The sequence below is a fragment of the Pseudomonas sp. JQ170C genome (assembly GCF_035581345.1).
Lineage (GTDB): Bacteria > Pseudomonadota > Gammaproteobacteria > Pseudomonadales > Pseudomonadaceae > Aquipseudomonas.
In genome coordinates this window covers 475,941-494,657 of sequence record NZ_CP141608.1, presented here as the reverse complement: position 1 = coordinate 494,657, position 18,717 = coordinate 475,941, and the positions used below count along the sequence as shown (strand labels likewise).

Here is an 18,717-nt window from a genome sequence, read left to right as displayed (position 1 = left end):
GTACTAGCCAATGGCGCGCAAGTGCACTGCGAAGCGCTCGGCCAACCACTGCGCAGCAGGCCCGAGGGGTTCATCGCGTCGCCACACCAGCTCGACCACCAGCGGCGGTGGCGTCCACTCGCTGCTCAGCTCGACCATATGCGCATGGTAGGTCGGATACTGCACCACATGCCGGGGCAACCAGGCCCAGCCCAGGCCGCGCATCAGCAACTCAGCAATCGCGTAGAAGCTGTCTGCGCGCCAGATCTGCGGGCTGATGGGTTCGCCTCCCGGATAACCGCTTGCCTGGGGCGTAATCAGCAGTTGCCGGTGCCGGGCCAGTTGCTGGCGGTTGACCCGCAATAACCCGGCCAGGGGATGGTTGACGGCGCAGACCGTGACCATCTCTACCTGCCCAAGGGTCCGGCGTTCCAGCGCTGGCGGCATCTGTTCATGGTGGAACAGCAACCCCAGGTCTGCGCGGCGTTCTACCAGCTTGCGCGCCACATCGCCCTGCGCGCCGCTGGCAAGTTGCACTTCCAGCGAGGGAAATTGCTGGGCCAGTTGATCAAGGCTGTCGATCACCGGCTGATACGGCATGGCCTCGTCCTGGGCCACCCGCAACTGCGCCTCCTGCCCCCGCATCAGCGCCAGCGCCCGGCCATCGAGCCGCTCGCATTGGCGCAACAACTCCCGGGCATCCTCCAGCAAGGCGGCGCCGGCCTCGGTCAGCCGCGGCTGGCGGCCACTGCTGCGCTCGAACAAGGTGACGCCCAGGTCCGCCTCAAGCAGCGCGATGGCATTGCTCACGGCTGACTGGGCCTTGCGCTGGGTGCGGGCGACCGCAGAGAACGACCGCAGCTCGGCCACCCTCACGAACAGACGCAGTTGCTCCAGATTCCATTGCTCGGCCATGCAACCTATCTCCATAAAAGATAGGTAATGACTTTACCCCATCCAGGCTTGCTCTAGAATGCCCAGCCAGAACAGAGGACAGCCCCCATGAATGCCTATACCTACCTGGCCATTGCCATTTGCGCCGAAGTCATCGCCACCGCCTCGATGAAGGCCGTGAAGGGCCTGAGCACACCCCTGCCCTTGCTGCTGATGGTCTGCGGCTATGCCGTGGCGTTCTGGATGCTGACCCTGGTGGTGCGCAGCATTCCGGTGGGTATTGCCTACGCCATCTGGTCGGGGTTGGGCATCGTGCTGATCAGCATTGCGGCATTGGTGATCTACGGGCAAAAGCTGGACCTCCCGGCGATGCTCGGCATGGCCATGATTGTCGGTGGCGTGGTGGTGATCCAGCTGTTCTCGAAAACCGCCGGGCATTGATCCGCTTCACAGGCTGTATACTGGGCGTCTGTCCAAGCTTGTGAGGTACATGCATGCCATCCGTTATTTCCACCGACGTCCTGATCGTCGGCGCAGGGGTCGCAGGCCTCTGGCTCAATGCTCGCCTGCGTCGCCTGGGTTACTCGACGGTAGTGGTGGAACGCGCCAGCCTCGGTGGCGAGCAGACCCTCAAATCCCAAGGCATCATTCACGGCGGCGCCAAGTACGCCCTGCATGGCGCCCTGACCGGCGCCTCCGAAGCGATCGCCGACATGCCGCGACGCTGGCGCGAGGCCCTGGCTGGCAATGGCGAACTGGACCTGTCCGGTGTGCGCCTGCTGTCCGAAGCCCATTACCTGTGGTCGCCCGGCACCCTGGCCGGCAACCTCACCAGCTTTTTCGCCAGCAAGGCGGTGCGTGGCCGGGTCGATCAGGTCAAGGGCGAGCAACTGCCGCCTGCCCTGCAGGACCGTGCCTTCAAGGGCAAGGTCTACCGCCTGGCTGAACTGGTCATTGATGTGCCCAGCCTGCTGACCCGCCTGGCGGAACTGGCCGGCGACAGCTTGCTGGCCGGCGAGCAGATCGAACCGCTGCAAAACGGCGGCGAGCTGGTCGGCTTGCGCGTCGATGGTCGCGAAATCCGTGCCCAGCGTGTCGTGCTCAGCGCCGGCGCCGGCAATGCCGGCCTGCTGGAAACACTGGGCCTGAAGCAACCGGCCATGCAGCGTCGACCGCTGCACATGGTCATGGCCAAGGGTTCCAGCCTCAAGCCGCTGTATGCCCACTGCCTGGGTGGCGGCCCCAAGCCGCGCATTACCGTTACCAGCCATCCGGCTGCCGATGGTCAGTGGGTCTGGTACCTGGGGGGCGACCTGGCCGAAGCCGACGGTGTGGCCCGCGAACCGGACGCACAGATTGCAGCGGCGAAAAAAGAAGTCGCCAGCCTGCTGCCCTGGATCGACCTGAGCCAGGTGCGCTGGGCAACCGTGCGCATCGACCGCGCCGAACCTGCACAGTCTGGCCTGGTGCGCCCCGACAACGCCTTCCTCGCCGAGCAGGATCGCTTGCTGGTGGGCTGGCCGACCAAGCTGGCCCTCGCGCCAGACTTCGCCGACCGGGTGCTGGCCAACCTTGAGCGTGACGGCATCAAGCCTACCGCCAGCGCAGCCTTGCCTGACCTGCCGAAACCACCGATGGCGGTGCCGGTCTGGGAGCAACTGCTGCCATGAGCCTGCCAACCCTTCACGGTCTGCACCGCCCCTTGGGCAGCACCGGCCTGCGGGTTTCGCCGCTGGGCCTGGGTACGGTCAAGCTGGGCCGTGACCAAGGGGTCAAGTACCCCAACGGCTTTACGATCCCCGACGATGACCAGGCTCGCCTGCTGCTCCAGCAAGCGCGCGAGCTGGGCATCAACCTGATCGACACCGCACCGGCGTACGGCCGGAGCGAAGAGCGCCTGGGTCCATTGCTGCGTGGCCAACGTGAGCAATGGGTGATTGTCAGCAAGGTGGGCGAAGAGTTCGACGACGGCCAGTCTCGTTTCGACTTCAGCGCCGCTCACACGCGCTTTTCCATCGAACGCAGCCTCCAGCGCCTGGAGACCGACCATATTGATCTGGTGCTGGTGCATTCCGATGGCAACGACCTGCACATCCTCGAACACGAAGAGGTCTACCAGACCCTTGAGGCCCTGAAGCAGGAGGGCAAGATCGGCGGCTTCGGCCTCTCAGGCAAAACGGCAGCGGGTGGATTGAAAGCGCTGGAGCGCGGCGATTGCGCCATGGTCACCTACAATCTGAACGAGCAGGCAGAACGCCCGGTACTCGACTATGCCGCCGCACATGGCAAAGCGATTCTGGTGAAAAAAGCCCTGGCCAGTGGTCATGTCTGCCTGAGCCCTGGGGTAGACCCGGTACGCGCGAGCTTCGAGCTGCTGTTCAATCACCCCGGGGTGAGCAGTGCTATCGTCGGTACCATCAACCCTGTACACCTGGCCCACAACGTGGCCACCGTTGCCGCCATACTGAATCGCTGACGCCTGCGCCGCCGTCGCGGCCGACCCCAACGCAAGTAGGAGCCGACATGCCGCGAACGCTGATCCGCAAGAACCCGAGCAACTTCAAGACCCTGCCCCTGCATGTCGAAGCCAGCCCCGAGGGGCTGTGCTACCAGAGCATCGGCATGCCGCTGAACTTTGCCCAGACCCAGCAACGGCGCAAGCAGATTCACCTGGCCGACAGCCAACGCTTTGCCGTCGAGCTGGCCAACCTGGGGGTGTCGGTACGACTGACCCTGCATTGGCAGAATCGCGACTATTGGGTGCTGGTCCGCCAGCGCCGCCAGGACCGTGGCGATGTGGTGCTGAAACTGATTTCAGGCTACGTGCCGGCCCAGGAACTGAACCTGCCGCTGCACACTGCCATCCAGGAAGTTGCCGAGGAATGCTTGCTGGAAACCCCGGAAGGCTGGCTCGGCGGGCGCTTCAACGAAACCTGGCTACCCGCACCCTACGCTGACGCGCTGCACTATCGCGAAGCCCTGCCCTTTGTCCTTACGCCACAGTCGGGTGCGGCACGACCAGTACGCTGCGCCAACCTGCAATTGCTCGAACGCCCGCGTGCCTATGTACACCTGCCTACCGCCTCACTTCAGCTGATCTACGACCTGCGCCTGCAGGTGCCGCGTGAAGCCAAATCCCTGAGCCTGTTTCATGTCGATGAACGGCTGGAAGGCGATCAGTTGGTGGCGCGGCTCAACCGCACTCGCCCCGATTTGTACCTGATGCCACTGGAGGACGGCCATCCTCGGCCCGAGTTGTACACCCTGAAGCAGGACCGTCTGGTGCCCGCGAGCACGCGCGGCCTGTACCTGGCCGAAAGCTTTGCCCGGCAGGAAGGCTGGCTGGTGAGGGATGAGCGGATTCGCTGGAAGGATTGGGTCAGCCAACAAGGGCTGGCAACGCCGAAAGCGGATTCCGGATTGCGGCGACTGACAGGTAAGGCGCGGGAGTTGCTGCAGATGGCGCGGGGGGAATTGCGCAAGTAACGTAATCGCGGGGCAAGCCCGCTCCTACTTGTAGGACCGGGCTTGCCCCGCGATGCGTACATCAGTGCTTGCGAATCTTCTCGACGATGGCCGTAGTCGAGCTGTTCTCAACAAGCCCCAGCACCTTCACGGTACCGCCATAGGCCTTGACGATGTCGGCGCCGACCACTTGGTCGATCCCATAGTCCCCACCCTTGACCAGCACATCCGGCTTGACCTGGCTGAGCAGGTTTTCCGGCGTGCCTTCAGGGAAGCTGATGACCCAGTCCACCGCACCCAGACCCGCCAGTACCGCCATGCGCCGGTCAACGCTGTTGATCGGACGGCCCGGGCCTTTGAGGCGGCTGACCGAAGCATCGTCGTTGACTGCTACGATCAGGCGATCACCCTGGGCGCGCGCCTGTTCCAGGTAGGTCACATGCCCGGCATGGAGGATGTCGAAGCAACCGTTGGTAAAGACGATTTTCTCGTTATGGGCACGGGCATCGTCAATGGCCAACAGCAGCTGATCAAGGCTCAGTACGCCACGCTCCGAACCTTCCTCGCGCTGGATGGCACGACGCAGCTCTGGCGCGCTGATGGCGGCGGTACCCAGCTTGCCCACCACGATGCCGGCGGCCAGATTGGCCAGGCCCACTGCGTGAGGCAGGTCTTCCCCGGCAGCGATCGCTGCAGCCAGGGTGGAAATCACCGTGTCACCGGCACCGGTGACATCAAACACTTCACGAGCACGGGCTGGCAGGTGCAGCGCCGGATGCTCCGGACGCAGCAAGGTCATGCCGTGCTCACCGCGGGTCACCAGCAAGGCGCCCAACTCAAGCTCACGCATCAGCTGACCACCCTTGGCCACCAGCTCCGCTTCGTCGGCGCAACGACCGACGATGGTTTCAAACTCGCTGAGGTTCGGGGTGATAAGGCTGGCGCCACGGTAGATCGAGAAATCCTTGCCCTTGGGGTCGGCCAGTACCGGAATGCCCTTGGCCCGCGCCGCCTGGATCAGACTCTGATGGTTTTTCAGGGCGCCTTTGCCGTAGTCGGACAACACCAGCACCTTGACGCCTTCGAGCAGGGTGTCGACTTCGGCACCCAGCGACAGCGGATCGGTGGCGAAGGGTTCTTCAAAGTCGATACGCAGCAATTGCTGGTGACGGCTCATGACCCGCAGCTTGACGATGGTCGGCTGGTGCGCGATGCGTTGGAAAATCGAGCACACGCCAGCGGCCTGCAGGCTGTTGGCCAGGCTGTCGGCAGCTTCATCCTGGCCGGTAACCCCAACCAGCGATGCCGGGGCACCCAGCGCGGCGATGTTCAAGGCGACGTTGGCCGCACCGCCGGGACGGTCCTCGATCTGCTCGACCTTGACCACCGGCACCGGGGCTTCAGGCGAGATCCGTGAGGTACCGCCATGCCAGTAGCGGTCGAGCATGACATCGCCCACCACCAGTACCGGGGCTTGATCGAAACGCGGCATGGACAACTTCATGGGCAACCCATATATACAAAATTAACAGGGGCAGGATATTAGCACAGGCAAGACGAAGGCTTGTTTACAGCCTTGCCTGCAGCTATCCACAGAAATGCAGACGGGGCCCAGGACGGGCCCCGTAGACAGGGTCAGGTGATATCGGCCTTGGCCGGCTCATCCAGGCCCATGGCATGCAGCCTGGCGTAATAGCCATTGGCGGCCAGCAGCTCGGCGTGGGTACCGCGCTCGACCAGCTTGCCCTGGTCCATGACCAGGATCATGTCGGCCTTCTCGATGGTCGACAGGCGGTGGGCGATAACCAGCGTGGTGCGGCCCTTCATCACATGATCAAGTGCCGCCTGGATATGGCGCTCGGACTCGGTATCCAGGGCCGAGGTGGCCTCGTCGAGAATCAGCAGCGGCGCGTTCTTGAGCAAGGCCCGGGCAATCGCCAGGCGCTGGCGCTGACCGCCGGACAACAGCACGCCGTTCTCGCCGACCTGGGTGTCGAAGCCCTGCGGCAACTGCTCGACGAAATCCTTGGCATAGGCATCGGCGGCAGCGGCTTCGATTTCCGCCCGCGGCGCACCGGCCAGATCGCCATAAGCGATGTTATTGGCCACGGTATCGTTGAACAGGGTGACATGCTGGGTAACCTGGGCCACATGGCGGCGCAGGTTGCGCAAGCGGTAGTTCTCGATTTCCACGCCATCGAGCAGGATCTGCCCTTGGTCATGGTGGTAGAACCGCGGAATCAGGCCCGCCAGGGTCGACTTGCCACTACCGGAACGCCCCACCAGTGCAATCATCTGCCCCGGCTCTGCCGTGAAGGAAATATCCGACAGCACCTGACGCTCGGTACCTGGGTAGGTGAAGCTCAGGTTGCGCACCTCAAGGCGACCAACCACGCGGTCCAGCTCGACGGTGCCGTTGTCGACTTCGGGAGCCTCGTCCAATTGTTCAAAGATGCTTTCAGCGCCGGCCAGGCCTTTCTGGATGGTCGAGCTGACTTCCGAGAGCTGACGGATTGGCTTGGGCAGCAAGCCCGCAGCGGTGATGTAGGCGACCAGGTCACCCGCCGTGGCATCGCCACGCAGGAACAGCACCAGGAACATCAAGGCGGCCATGGCGGTGTAGATCACCAGCTGCAGCATGGGGGTGTACACGGCGCCCGTCTTGGTCATGCGCAGTTGCTTGTCGGTGTTGCTCTGGCTGGCGTCGGCAAAACGCTTCTGCTCATAGCTTTCGCCGCCAAAGCTGCGCACCACGCGGTAGCCTTGAATGGTCTCGGAGGCCACATGGGTCACGTCGCCCATCGCCACCTGGATCTTCTTGCTCTGCTTGCGGAATTTCTTGCTTGCGCTACCCACCATCACAGCAATGATCGGCAGGATCGCCAGCATCACCAGGGTCAGCTTCCAGTTCATCCACAACAGATAAATGAACAGGAACACCACGGTCAGGCCTTCACGGATCACTACCTTGATTGCATCGGTAGCAGCGCCAGTGACCATGGTGACGTTGAAGGTGATTCGGGAAATCAGGTGACCGGAGTTGTGATTGTCGAAATAGCGGTTGGGCAGCACCAACAACTTGTTGAACAACTCGACCCGCAAGTCGTGGACCAGGCCCAGCGAAACCTTGGCCAGGAAGTAGTTACCCAGGAACGACCCCAGCCCCTGCCAGGCGGCGATCAGCACGATCAGCAACGGCACGGCCTGCAGCAACTGCAGATCCTTGAGGTAGGGCACGGTGGGGAACAACACGGCCTGGGGATTGCTCAAGCCATCGACGAAATACTTGAGGATCCCGGCCAGCATCGGCTGGGTAGAGGCAAAGATTACGAAGCCGACGATACTCAGCATGAAAATGCCAATGTACGGTTTCACATAGCTCAGTAGCCGGAAGTAGATTTTCAGGCTGGAGCTGCTCTGCTGCTCCGCCTTTAGCGGTGTTTCGGCCATCGTCGAGCTCGCTGTTCAGATTGAACCGGAAATTTTATCACAGCCCGGACGGCGGGCATGCACCCACACCAGTGCGAAAGCCAGCCCCACCGGCAACCAGCTGATGAACCACTCGGCACGCGGCGTCCCTGTGAGGCTAGCAGCGTCGAACTGCATCGCCAGGGTCGAAAACAGCCACAGGCCCATCATGCCTTTGCCAAAATCCGTCGCGCGGGCGCGCCAGCTCTCGCGGCCGATGCCGGAATGACATAAAAGCTCCCCAAACCAAGCCCTGTCCAGGGGGGCTCTGCAATCAGTTGCATGCTGGCGTGGAAAATCTCCGGCCTGTATGACGCACCACGCTCCAGTATCAGCCCATGCATCAGCGCAAAACCCACCGCTGCAGCAAGGAGGGCAGCCCCTGCAATCAAGAAATTTCTGCGGTCACGGCACCATACGGGCATGGCCACCAGCGCAAGCAACAACCCCAAAGCTGCCCCGCGGCTCTGACACAACATTACAAAGGCACCGAGGCAAAGCACTGCCAGCCCCCACAGCATTTGAAACCAGCGCTGCTGTGGTGGCCAATGCAATAGGCAGACGATCGCAACGCCAATGACATAAGCCCCGAGGATCGGGTGGGAAATTTCACCAACACCTTCGAGCCTGGTGGTCCACAGCTGCCCTGGCAGACTGTAGAAATGGATAATCGAGTAAACCGCTGCCACCGCAAGACCAATGCCCCCCAGCGAAGCAGCTGAATCAGACGCGCTATCCCGGCACTTGCCAGCAAAGGAAAAAACAGCAGAAAGACCGTTATGTACAAAAGTCGCTTAAGCTCACGCCCAGCGTCTTCAGTATTTGCCCAGGTCAGGCTCAATGCCGACCAGCCGAGCAGTAGAATGATCGATACACACAACGCCCGCTGCGCGTTCCAGACCTCAAGCAGCACCCCACGCGCCGACCACAAAAGCACCAGCGTCGGCAGCCAGAGAAACGCCACCAGACCTTGCTGATAGATCTTGTTGCTTGGTGCCAGGGCAATGGCCACCAGAAACCAGAGAAAGCCAATCGCCAGCCAGGTCTGTGCCCAGCGCCTTGCGTACATCATGCGTATCGCCATCGTTTGAACAACACCGGCATGGTGCATCGGTAAACTTTTCGGCATTATGGCCGGTCTTTTCGCTAGCCCGTTGAAGGCCCTATTCATGCAATGTTCCCGGCTACCCCAGGTCGACTTCAACCAGCTCATCCTCGGTGCCAAGGTGCTGGAGGCTGATAGCTACGGCGCCAAAGTGTACCTGCTAAACGATGGCAACATCCTCAAGCTCTTCAGGCGCAAGCGGTTAATTTCATCTGCACTGCTGCGACCTTACTCCGCTCGCTTCATCGACAACGCGATGGGCCTGGAGAAAAAGGGAATTCCTACGCTGAAGGTATTGAAATACTACAAGCTGGATGCGCCAGGAATGACGGCAGTGCTGTATCAACCCCTGCCCGGTGAAACCTTGAGCCAACTGTCTCGCAAAGACGGGTTCAGCTGGCAGGAGCGCCTGCCGGAGCTTGTGGCACTGGTACGCAAATTACACAGGTCGGGGATTTATTTTCGGTCATTGCATCTGGGCAACATTGTCGTGACCCCTGACCAAGAGATGGGACTGATTGACGTCGCGGATATGCGTTTCATGCGGGCGCCACTGTCCAATCGCATGATCCGACGCAACGTGCAGCATTTTGCTCGCTACATCGCTCGCGAGCGGCTCGACGATCAGTTTCCCCTTGCCGAACTGGAACGTGCCCTGCTGGGCTGAAAATCAGGAAGTTCGTAGCAGGTCATTGGAGGTCTGGCTGAAGCGCTGCCAGACCTGCTCGGGCGCAAGGGCCTGGTATTGGGCCTGGGCCACCTGATCACGATCAGAGGCCACACTCTCGATGATCGCCCGCCCCCAGTCTTCGATGTCCCCGACAGCGGCATAGCGACCAGCATCCCCCAACTGCTCGTGAAACACTAACAGGTCACTGCACAAGACCGGCACATCGGCCATTACGGCCTCTTGCAGCACCAGGCCCAACCCCTCGGAGCGTGAGGGTATCAGCACCCAATCGAATGCCCGATACAGATGGGCCAGACCGTTGCAGTGGCCCTGAAGGGAAACAACGTCGCCAAGGCCCAGCGCCTTGATGCGTGATTCGAGTAACGGCCGTTCGTTGCCTTCACCCAGAAACACCAAACGCAGATCAGGTCGCTGCTGGCGGGCCAGCGCAAACGCATCGAGCAGGTAGTCGAAGCCCTTGCTATCGACCAGCCGTCCCACCGCCCCCAGCACCGGCCCGCTATCGAGCGGTAAACCCATTTCCTGCCGGGCTGCCACTCGATCCAGCAACGCCTGGCGAAAGCTGGTTGGCTCAAGTGCCGAGCGCAATACCTGCACAGGCACACCGAGGTCCTGCTCAAGGGTACGGGCGAGCGTCTGGGAGACGGCAACCAGTGTCACATGTGATGGGTCGAAGCTACGCAGCAGACTGATATCACCACGATGCAAGCGAGTCTTGCCATGAAAAACGACAGCTGCCCGCACCTCAGGCAACTGGCGCAGCACCGGCAGCACCAATCGGGATACCCCCAGGCCGTCAAGCAACACGACCTCGGTACCGGCTTGCTTCAATGCTTCGCGAAATCGGCCACGCATCCAGGGATGCAGCAGCTTCCAGAAATGCCGGCCTTTGAGCAGGCGCTGGGACAGTTGCCATTCGCGCGTCTCCCCGGCGCTGCAGCAAGAGCCCTGCCCTTGCAGCAACCAACTGCTGATCGCTGCATCCGACCCCGCCTGGGAAAGGATTTGCTGGTGCACCTTGTGCACCGAGACATACGGCGCGCCGCCGGCCCACATGATGTTGACGATATTCACGGGGTAGTACCCCCTAAATCGGTATGGACAACACACATATAGGCCGAATCAATGCGCAAAAAAGCCAACCCCCACTCCTAATGCAATCCCGACAATTAGAATCACCGCCAGCTTGACCCGATCACGCTTGCGACGTCGATCCTTGCGCCGGCGCTCTTCGGGAAGGCTCACATGGGAGCCGAACCCGGTATGCAACACCGCGTCGCCCTCCAGGGTTACCCCTGTCAGGTTCAACTCGGCATAACGCTTTGACAGTGCCTTTTCACCAGCATAGGCGGCAAATGGAGCGCAGCGTTGATAATCACTCAGTCGACGCAAACCCGGGTTCAACGAGAAGCTTTGCCACTCCGGCTTGCTCGACAACAACGGGTAGCAAGGTACGCCATTGATGAACTGACGCCCACCCAGATGAATGTAAGGGCTGTGCAATTTAAGGTCATGGGCGTAGCTGCGCAACCATACCTGCAACAGCTGCGGGCTGACCTCGAGAATGCTGCGCGAATCCTCAACAAACCCTGGGCGGTAGAACTCCCAGTCGTCTTCGCAGTGGAAAATGTAGGGCGTCCTGACCCGGCCGTAGGCAAGGTCGATCGAGGCCAACTGACCCAGCTTGGGGCGGTTGACGAACACCGTGGTATAGGGCTTCCAGTGCTCCGGGACCGCGCCATGCACCGCGTCATCCCCGGAGTCTTCGGTAATGAACACCTCGCGTATCGGCGCAGTATTGAAACGGTCGAAACTTTCCAGCGTAAGCTGGAGCAGGTCGAAACGCCCGCAACTGGTAACCACCAGGGTTACATCACTCTCTTCACTGAATCGCACCGGATTCCCTCCCCATCTTCTGTATTCGGTTGTTTGAGACCATGACGCAGGACAGCCGGCTCATAGGCCCAGTCTCAAACGCAAACGCTGCCAGCCGGTCAGGGCTGGACGGGGACGCAGAGGTGACTGCATTTTTTCAACGATGCTACGACCCACTTGAGCGAAGCTGAATTGCGCAACCGCCAGATCACGACCATTGCGACCGATTTCCTCGGCCAACGCGGGGTCGGCGCGCAGTACTTTGAGCTTCTCTTGCAACTGCGCGATGCTGTTATACAGCACCACGTTATGCATGTCTGTCAGACCCAGGGCGCGATTTTCCGCCTCACCCTGGTCATACGCCAGCAGCACACAGCCACAGGCCATGGCCTCGAAATTCTTGATCATGTACTCGCCCATGCCCACATCGGCACTGACGAAGAAACGTATGCGGTTGAGCGTGTCACAGTACTCTTCACCGGACTTGGTCCGGGTCACCAGCAGGTTTTCAACCTGCGCCAGCTCGTCCAGCAACGCCTTGCGCCCGCTGTAGGCCACGCTATTGGTGCTACCGACAAAGGCCAGCTCGATATCCCGTTCACGCCCCTGGTCGGCGAGCAACTGCTGGTCATAGCCCTTGGGCACGAACTCGGCGTCGAAGCCTTCCTGGCGCAGGCGCTCACTGACCATGTACCCGGAGCTGATCACCCGCGCCCACGGCAGCTGGCGGTAATGCGCACTGAACTTGCCGGTGTACTTGCACGGGATGTAGTTCTGGTAGGCGTCGTGTTCGAGGATGACCAGGTTAGGCACCGTCCGAATGAAACCGACCTGACGGATTTCTTGCTTGAAACGCAGGAAAAACACGATCCGATCATACTTTTCAACGTTGACTTCGCGACGGAAATAACTGCGCAGGTTGCGCTGATCGGCACTGCTGAGCCAGCGCAGATCGCATTCGCAATGGGCAGCTACGCCGTCGTAGAGACGATCGAGGATGGCCCGTTGTTCTTTCTGCACCAGAAATAGAACTTTCATTGTCTTCCTTGCGGCCTTTGCTTGGCCGCTAACAGTCATGCGCCCCGATCAGAGATCACGGCGCCAGAACAATTCATGTCGACGTACAGCCTTGCGGAAAAACTCGTTCTCGCCATAGGGCGAAGCGCGTCGGCCCGCCAGCCAGCGCTGGAGCAGGCGGCGCAGGCGACGCTTGAACGGAGCCGGCGGTTGCAGGTCATGCATCATGCCAAGTGCCATGGCCTTGTCACGCTGAGTGGGCAGGTCCAACAGCATGCTGTAGGGCGCCCAGCTTTCTCCACCTTCCAATTGCGGTGGCAAAGTAACGCCGGTACCACTTTCGCCCATCGGCCAGCGGTCGTTATCGTGCAGATGATTGGCATAACCCAGCACGGTCTCTGGCTGCCACGCCAAGCCTTGCAAGGCTTGAAGTACCGCCGCCTGGGCGCAGATGTGGTCTGGGTGAGGGTCGAGTGTCGGGTGCGGCATGACCAACACCTGCGGGCGCGCCTGGAGCAACAACGCGCGCAGGTCCGCCAGCAAGTTGCTCCAGGTTGGCGCACCGTCCTGGTCACCCGGCAGCGTGATCGAGTTGAATTGGCGGAACAGGCGCGTATCGGCAAGCTCGGCTTCGCGCGAGGCAATCGGTTGGTCAGGGGTCGCCTGCATCGCCGGCAGTTGCAGACAGAAATAGCCCAGCTGCACACAGTGCGCCTCGGGAATACCCGCCCAACGGGGAACGGCAATACTGTCCCAGGCCCGCAGCCGCCCCTTCAAGCGCGCAGCCTCGGCCTTGTCCAGGCCCATCTGTTGATAGTGTTCGGCTTCGATTTCACCGGCGGTCAGGGTTACCACCCAGGCTTCCTGCGCCTGGCTGTACAAGCCGTAGGCCGCAAGCTCGGCATCGTCGGCATGCGGCGCTATCACCATGATCCGCTTCTGGCGCAGGTCTTGAGTGGGGACAACCCACAGCGTCGCTTCGGTCGGCAAGCGACAGTGCCGACCGCGCAAACGCAATTGGCCGGCGCTCAAAGAGCCGGCCAAGCCTGTGAGGTTGAGGTAACGCACCCCTGCAACGCCACGCTCGAAGGTCTGGCAGTCCTCATCGCCAAGCACCACAGCGGGGTCCAGAAAACGCCCGAGCCAACGGCTTTTCAGTCGCAGCTGCAACACCAGGGTTGCGTCCCCGGCAAGATCCAGGGGCGACGGCAGCCGCACAGCACCGCCAACCAGTTCGACCGGGTGGGCGACGCAGTCGGCAGGGAAGGCATATTGATAATCTTCGGCAGGCGAATAGAACAGGTGGTCGGCAAACCAGGCCTCGTGGGCGACCCACAGCAACGGCAAGAGCAGCAGTGGCAACCACCACTGTACAAAAATACCCAGCGCGACGAGTACCACCAGGCTGACCAGCAGCCCCAGCCGCTTGTTACGCCGGTGCTGCTTGAGCAGCTGCTGCTTGCGGCTCACACCTGAAACACCGGCACGGGGTTGCACCAACGATCCTTGTACTCACGATCGGCGCGACCGAACGAGAAACGCAGCGGCTTGTTGCGTGCCCGGGCATCCTCCCAGGCCGCCTGCGTATTGAGAAAGCTCAATACGCTGCCAGGGCTGAACGCCTTGGTTTGCGGGTCAACGCCACCGTTGATGTACTCGACGCTGATCCACTCCGGCGCCTCGACGCGGTACACTAGCTGAATGGCAATCGGCGCACCGTCGAGAAACAGTACCGAGCCGATCAACAGCTCCCGCAAGCGCTCGATGACATCGGCCATACGCTCGGCACCCGTTGCCGGGAACTCCCAGCGACGCTTGAACAGATCGCAATAAATTGCCGCCAGTTCGGCGCTGCTGAAGTCGGTGACCGGCCGTACCTGGCCGCCCGCCTCTTCCAGCAGCCTCAGCTCGCGGCGCTGGTTGTAGCGAAACTTCTTCGACAGGTCTTCCGGCGTACGCGCCATGGCCAGTGACTCGGCCTGGGGCTTGAGATTGGCAAAGCGCCCCTGATTGAGCTCGGACAGATAACGCCCGGCATGGCGCAGCGGTGCCTGTGCATCGGCAGCCGCCGGCAGGATCAGCTCGGCATTGCCCAGGTCGTACAGGCCTTTCTTGCCTTGGCGCTTGAGCACGTCCTTGGACAGGGCCAGGTAGCGCCCCCAGGTCGGGATCGCGGCCTTTAGCTCGCCATTGTGTTCCCAGCCCAGGTAACGCACCGGAATCTGCGCCAGGTCCGCCAGCTGTTCAATCACCAGGGGGTGGGTGGCGACACTGCCACCAAAGCGCTGCCAGGCCTGGGCGTAAGTAGCGGCATCGATCACGGACCAGCCGCGCTCGCGCCAGCCTTGAATATGATTAAGCATCAAGCCTCCGCGGTCAGCGCGCGAACGTGCGGCAGTTGCCAGAAGGTATCGCGCACGGCGCTATCGGAAAAACGCTCATACAACCGCTGCAGCATGCGCTCGGCACATTCCTGGCGCTGGCCCTCGTCCAGCACGGCCAAGTGCTGAAGCCCCTGCCCCAGGCGCTCGGCATCGCCAAGCGGGAACAGAATACCGACCCCTTCGACCACTTCCAGGGCACCGCCGCACGCCGTGGCCAGTACCGGTACTCCGGCGACCATGGCTTCGAGCAGCACCATACCGAACGGCTCGTGATCCGAGCTCAGGGCAAACGCATCGAACGCCTTGAAGTAGCGGCGAGCGTCAGGCACCTGACCAAGAAAATCCACCTGCCCGGCAACACCCAGCTCAGCCGCCAGGGTCTTGAGCGACTGCTCCAGGCGACCCTTGCCCAAAATGGCCAGGCGCGCACCAGCCGCCAGGCCAGGCAGCGCCTGGGCAAAGCCACGCAGCAGGGTGGCCTGGTCCTTGTCCGGATGCAGGCGGCCGACGTTACCGACAATCCACGCCTGCGGGTCCAAGCCCAGCGCCTGACGAGCCTCGTCGACCGGCACCTGAATGGCCTGCAGCGCTTCGATATCAATACGGTTATAGAGCGTCTGAATGCGCTCGACCGGCCACTTGGCCAGGCACTTACGCATGTCGTCGCGCACCGCATCGGACACCCCAAGCAGGCTCAAGCGCTGGCGAAACAGATTGGCAAACAACTGCCGGCTGCTGCGCTGGTAATCACCAAATGCATGGTGCACGCCGATCACCGGCAAACGGCTGCCGAGCAAGGCGATGTAGATAGGCTTGAAGCGGTGGGCGATGCAAAAGCTGAAGTTGCGCGTGGCGACGATCCGGCGCAATGCGCGGATCGCCCCCAGCTTGAGGCCGCGGATGGCCTTGGAGCTGAATTCAAGGAACAGCACTTCGTCAGACGCGCAGCCGGCCGCCACTTCCGGGTCGGCGGCACCGGTCAGGAACACCGTGGTGACCTTGTAACCGCTGCCGCTGAACAGGCTGGCGTACTGGCGCGCGCAGTCCAGAAACGGACCGTCATAGCCGTGGCAGAACTGCAGGACGCGCTTTTCAGCCCTGGACGTCATAAGTGTTCGCGCCGTCCTTGACTACCAGAATGTCTTCCATGATCAGGTACTGCAGGTCCGAGCCGAAGAACATGTTCAAGGCGTCGGTCGGCGAGCAGATCATCGGTTCGCCACGACGGTTGAGCGAAGTGTTGAGCGACACGCCGTTACCGGTCAGGTCTTCCAGCGCCTTCATCATGTCGTAGTAACGCGGGTTGTACTCGCGCTTGAGCACCTGGGCCCGCGAAGTGCCGTCTTCATGGACGACTTCCGGCACGCGGGTCTTCCACTCTTCCGCCACTTCAAAAGTGAAGGTCATGAACGGCGCCGGGTGATCGATCTTGATCATCTGCGGGGCGACGGTGTCGAGCATCGACGGGCAGAAAGGCCTCCAGCGCTCGCGGAACTTGATCTGGTGGTTGATGCGGTCGGCAACGCCGGCAACGCTTGGGCAACCGATGATCGAACGACCACCCAGGGCACGCGGACCGAACTCCATGCGACCCTGGAACCAAGCTACCGGGTTGCCATCGACCATGATCTTGGCAATCTGCTCCGGCATGTTATCCAGCTTGCGCCATTTCGGCTGACTTGGATGACGGGCACAGGCTGCGATCACGTCTTCGTTGGAGTACGCAGGGCCGAGGTAAACGTGTTCCATCTTCTCGACCGGCACACCACGGGCGTGGGACACATAGGCCGCAGCACCGACCGCGGTACCGGCGTCGCCGGAAGCCGGCTGCACGAACAGTTCCTTGAGGTCAGGACGGGCAATGATCTTCTGGTTGAGCTTGACGTTCAGCGCGCAACCGCCGGCGAACGCCAGCTTGCCGGTTTCCTTGAGGATGTCGCCCAGGTAGTGGTCGATCATCTGCAGGGCGATCTTCTCGAACAACGCCTGCATGCTGGCCGCGTAGTGGATGTACGGCTCGTCGGCGATATCGCCTTCGCGCTTGGGGCCCAGCCACTCGATGAGCTTTGGCGAGAAGTAGAACCCCTTGCCCTTCTCTTTGTAGCGACGCAGGCCGATGACGTTGGCGTAGTCGGTGTTGATCACCAGCTCGCCGTTCTCGAACGAGGCCAGACGCGAGAAGTCGTACTTGCTGGCATCGCCATAGGGCGCCATGCCCATGACCTTGAACTCGCCGTCGAGCATCTCGAAGCCGAGGAATTCGGTGATCGCGCCGTACAGGCCACCCAACGAATCCGGATCGAAGAATTCCTTGATCTTGTGGATCTTGCCGTTTTCGCCATAGCCGAAGAAGGTGGTGGCGTACTCGCCCTTGCCGTCGATGCCGAGGATCGCGGTCTTTTCCTTGAAGCCCGAGCAGTGGTAGGCACTGGAGGCGTGAGCCAGGTGGTGCTCGACCGGCTCGATCTTGACCTTCTTGGGGTCGAAGCCCAGTTGCTCCAGGCACCAGACGATCTTCTTGCGGTAGCGCTTGTAGCGACGGTTGCCCATCAGGATCGCATCCAGGGCGCGATCCGGGGCATACCAGTAACGCTTGGCGTAGTGCCAGCGCGCCTTGCCGAACAAGCTGATCGGAGCGAACGGGATCGCTACCACGTCAACGTCGGAAGGCTTGATGCCCGCTTGCTCCAGGCAGAACTTCGCCGATTCGTAGGGCATGCGGTTCTTTGCATGTTTGTCGCGCACGAAGCGCTCTTCTTCAGCGGCGGCAACCAGCTTGCCGTCGATGTACAGGGCCGCGGAAGGATCATGGCTAAGGGCGCCGGACAGGCCAAGAATCGTCAATGCCAAGGGTCTAGCCTCTTCAATCTGTAAAAATGCGCCCTGGCCCCGAGGGGCGAGCGGCAACGAAAGAGCGGGATTATAACGTAAAGCGCAGGAGCGGGCTTGCCGCCGTTACTCAGCGATAAGCCAGTCCATCCGCCAACTGCCCTGGCTCTGCGCCAGCACCTGCGACAGCCACGGCAACAGCGCACGCAGCTCTTCTTCAAGCCCCCACGGCGGATTGGCAATGGCAAGGCCCGAGCCGTTCAGGCCTTGCGGACTGTCCTGCGGGTGCACGTACAACTCGACGCGCAGCAGCTTCGGTGCACCGGTGCTGGTCAGGTCCTGATAGAAACGCACCAACTGACGCTGATCCTTGATCGGGTACCAGATCGCCGCGACCGTCTGGCGCATGCGGCCAATGGTCTCTTTCATCGCCAGGGTGCAACGCTTGAGCTCATCGGCCTGCTCGAACGGCGGGTCGATCAGCATCACCGCACGCTTTTCCTGCACCGGCAGCAAGGCGCGCGGCACGTGCCAGCCTTCGCCCAGGTGCACGGCAACGCGTGGGTCTTTCTTCATGTTGTCCTTGAGCATGCGCCCGTCTTCGGGGTGCTTCTCGTTGAGCAACACGCGATCCTGCTGACGGGCCAGGCGCCGGGCCAGCTCAGGCGAGCCCGGGTAGTAACGCAGCTCGCCATCGGGGTTCATCTTGCGCAGGATGCGCAGATAGTCGGCGGTCACTTCCGGCAGGTCATCCCGCCCCCAAAGCCGCCCGACACCTTCGATCCACTCGCCGGTGCGAGTCGCCTGGTCGCCCTGCAGGTCGTACAGACCGAGGCCAGCATGGGTGTCAAGGTAGGCGAACGGCTGCTCCTTGCGCTCCATCAGCGCAATAAGGCGGGTCAAGACAAGGTGTTTGAAGACGTCGGCGTGGTTGCCGGCGTGGAAGGCGTGACGATAGTTCATGGCAACTCCTGCAAGACCGCGCAGTTTACCTCGTCATGCGGCTGGCG

At 61.7% G+C, this 18,717-nt stretch carries 16 protein-coding genes and 1 pseudogene; 5 read left to right on the top strand and 12 right to left on the bottom strand.

What is annotated here, in order from left to right:
- Positions 1 to 3: 3 nt before the first annotated feature.
- Positions 4 to 894, bottom strand: coding sequence for a LysR family transcriptional regulator (locus U9R80_RS02155; RefSeq protein WP_301838324.1), 891 nt, complete (start codon positions 892 to 894; stop codon positions 4 to 6).
- Between the two features lie 87 nt (positions 895 to 981).
- Here U9R80_RS02155 and U9R80_RS02150 point away from each other — a divergent pair, with 87 nt between their 5' ends.
- Genes U9R80_RS02150 through U9R80_RS02135 form a run of 4 tightly spaced genes read left to right on the top strand, consistent with a single transcriptional unit; the run spans position 982 to position 4,359 of the window.
- Complete coding sequence (locus U9R80_RS02150; protein WP_274117362.1) at positions 982 to 1,314, top strand: DMT family transporter; 333 nt, start codon at positions 982 to 984, stop codon at positions 1,312 to 1,314.
- A gap of 53 nt (positions 1,315 to 1,367) precedes the next feature.
- Positions 1,368 to 2,543, top strand: coding sequence for an NAD(P)/FAD-dependent oxidoreductase (locus U9R80_RS02145; protein WP_301838327.1), 1,176 nt, complete (start codon positions 1,368 to 1,370; stop codon positions 2,541 to 2,543).
- Positions 2,540 to 3,349: an aldo/keto reductase gene (locus tag U9R80_RS02140; protein WP_301838328.1), complete on the top strand. Its 810-nt coding sequence runs from the start codon at positions 2,540 to 2,542 to the stop codon at positions 3,347 to 3,349. The genes U9R80_RS02145 and U9R80_RS02140 overlap by 4 nt, the downstream gene beginning before the upstream one ends.
- A gap of 47 nt (positions 3,350 to 3,396) precedes the next feature.
- Positions 3,397 to 4,359, top strand: coding sequence for a metal ABC transporter ATPase (locus U9R80_RS02135; protein WP_301838329.1), 963 nt, complete (start codon positions 3,397 to 3,399; stop codon positions 4,357 to 4,359).
- Positions 4,360 to 4,420: 61 nt separating this feature from the next.
- Here U9R80_RS02135 and hldE read toward each other — a convergent pair whose 3' ends face one another.
- The 3 genes and pseudogenes from hldE to U9R80_RS02120 all read right to left on the bottom strand — a co-directional run bounded on the left by hldE (position 4,421) and on the right by U9R80_RS02120 (position 8,878).
- The gene (gene hldE, locus U9R80_RS02130; RefSeq protein ID WP_301838330.1) at positions 4,421 to 5,842 is read right to left on the bottom strand and encodes a bifunctional D-glycero-beta-D-manno-heptose-7-phosphate kinase/D-glycero-beta-D-manno-heptose 1-phosphate adenylyltransferase HldE; all 1,422 of its coding nucleotides are present in this window, start codon (positions 5,840 to 5,842) and stop codon (positions 4,421 to 4,423) included.
- Between the two features lie 131 nt (positions 5,843 to 5,973).
- Positions 5,974 to 7,788, bottom strand: coding sequence for a lipid A export permease/ATP-binding protein MsbA (gene msbA / locus U9R80_RS02125; RefSeq protein ID WP_028945638.1), 1,815 nt, complete (start codon positions 7,786 to 7,788; stop codon positions 5,974 to 5,976).
- Between the two features lie 15 nt (positions 7,789 to 7,803).
- Positions 7,804 to 8,878: pseudogene (locus U9R80_RS02120) on the bottom strand (O-antigen ligase family protein).
- A gap of 97 nt (positions 8,879 to 8,975) precedes the next feature.
- Between U9R80_RS02120 and U9R80_RS02115 the strand changes: the two are divergent.
- Complete coding sequence (locus U9R80_RS02115; RefSeq protein ID WP_301838331.1) at positions 8,976 to 9,578, top strand: toluene tolerance protein; 603 nt, start codon at positions 8,976 to 8,978, stop codon at positions 9,576 to 9,578.
- Between the two features lie 3 nt (positions 9,579 to 9,581).
- Here U9R80_RS02115 and U9R80_RS02110 read toward each other — a convergent pair whose 3' ends face one another.
- The 8 genes from U9R80_RS02110 to U9R80_RS02075 all read right to left on the bottom strand — a co-directional run bounded on the left by U9R80_RS02110 (position 9,582) and on the right by U9R80_RS02075 (position 18,670).
- Complete coding sequence (locus U9R80_RS02110) at positions 9,582 to 10,676, bottom strand: glycosyltransferase (protein WP_301838332.1); 1,095 nt, start codon at positions 10,674 to 10,676, stop codon at positions 9,582 to 9,584.
- Positions 10,677 to 10,724: 48 nt separating this feature from the next.
- The gene (locus U9R80_RS02105) at positions 10,725 to 11,498 is read right to left on the bottom strand and encodes a glycosyltransferase family 2 protein (protein WP_301838333.1); all 774 of its coding nucleotides are present in this window, start codon (positions 11,496 to 11,498) and stop codon (positions 10,725 to 10,727) included.
- Between the two features lie 60 nt (positions 11,499 to 11,558).
- Positions 11,559 to 12,515, bottom strand: coding sequence for a glycosyltransferase family protein (locus U9R80_RS02100; protein WP_301838334.1), 957 nt, complete (start codon positions 12,513 to 12,515; stop codon positions 11,559 to 11,561).
- 48 nt (positions 12,516 to 12,563) lie between these two features.
- Entirely contained in the window at positions 12,564 to 13,964 is a 1,401-nt protein-coding gene (locus U9R80_RS02095) for a PIG-L deacetylase family protein (RefSeq protein ID WP_301838659.1), read from the bottom strand.
- Positions 13,961 to 14,857, bottom strand: coding sequence for an antimicrobial resistance protein Mig-14 (locus U9R80_RS02090; RefSeq protein WP_301838335.1), 897 nt, complete (start codon positions 14,855 to 14,857; stop codon positions 13,961 to 13,963). The genes U9R80_RS02095 and U9R80_RS02090 overlap by 4 nt, the downstream gene beginning before the upstream one ends.
- Entirely contained in the window at positions 14,857 to 15,987 is a 1,131-nt protein-coding gene (locus U9R80_RS02085; RefSeq protein WP_301838336.1) for a glycosyltransferase, read from the bottom strand. Before U9R80_RS02085 ends, U9R80_RS02090 begins: the two co-directional genes overlap by 1 nt.
- On the bottom strand, positions 15,971 to 17,728 hold the full coding sequence (locus tag U9R80_RS02080; protein WP_301838337.1) for a carbamoyltransferase family protein: 1,758 nt from the start codon (positions 17,726 to 17,728) through the stop codon (positions 15,971 to 15,973). Before U9R80_RS02080 ends, U9R80_RS02085 begins: the two co-directional genes overlap by 17 nt.
- Before the next feature lie 105 nt (positions 17,729 to 17,833).
- Complete coding sequence (locus U9R80_RS02075; protein WP_301838338.1) at positions 17,834 to 18,670, bottom strand: 23S rRNA (adenine(2030)-N(6))-methyltransferase RlmJ; 837 nt, start codon at positions 18,668 to 18,670, stop codon at positions 17,834 to 17,836.
- Positions 18,671 to 18,717: the final 47 nt, after the last annotated feature.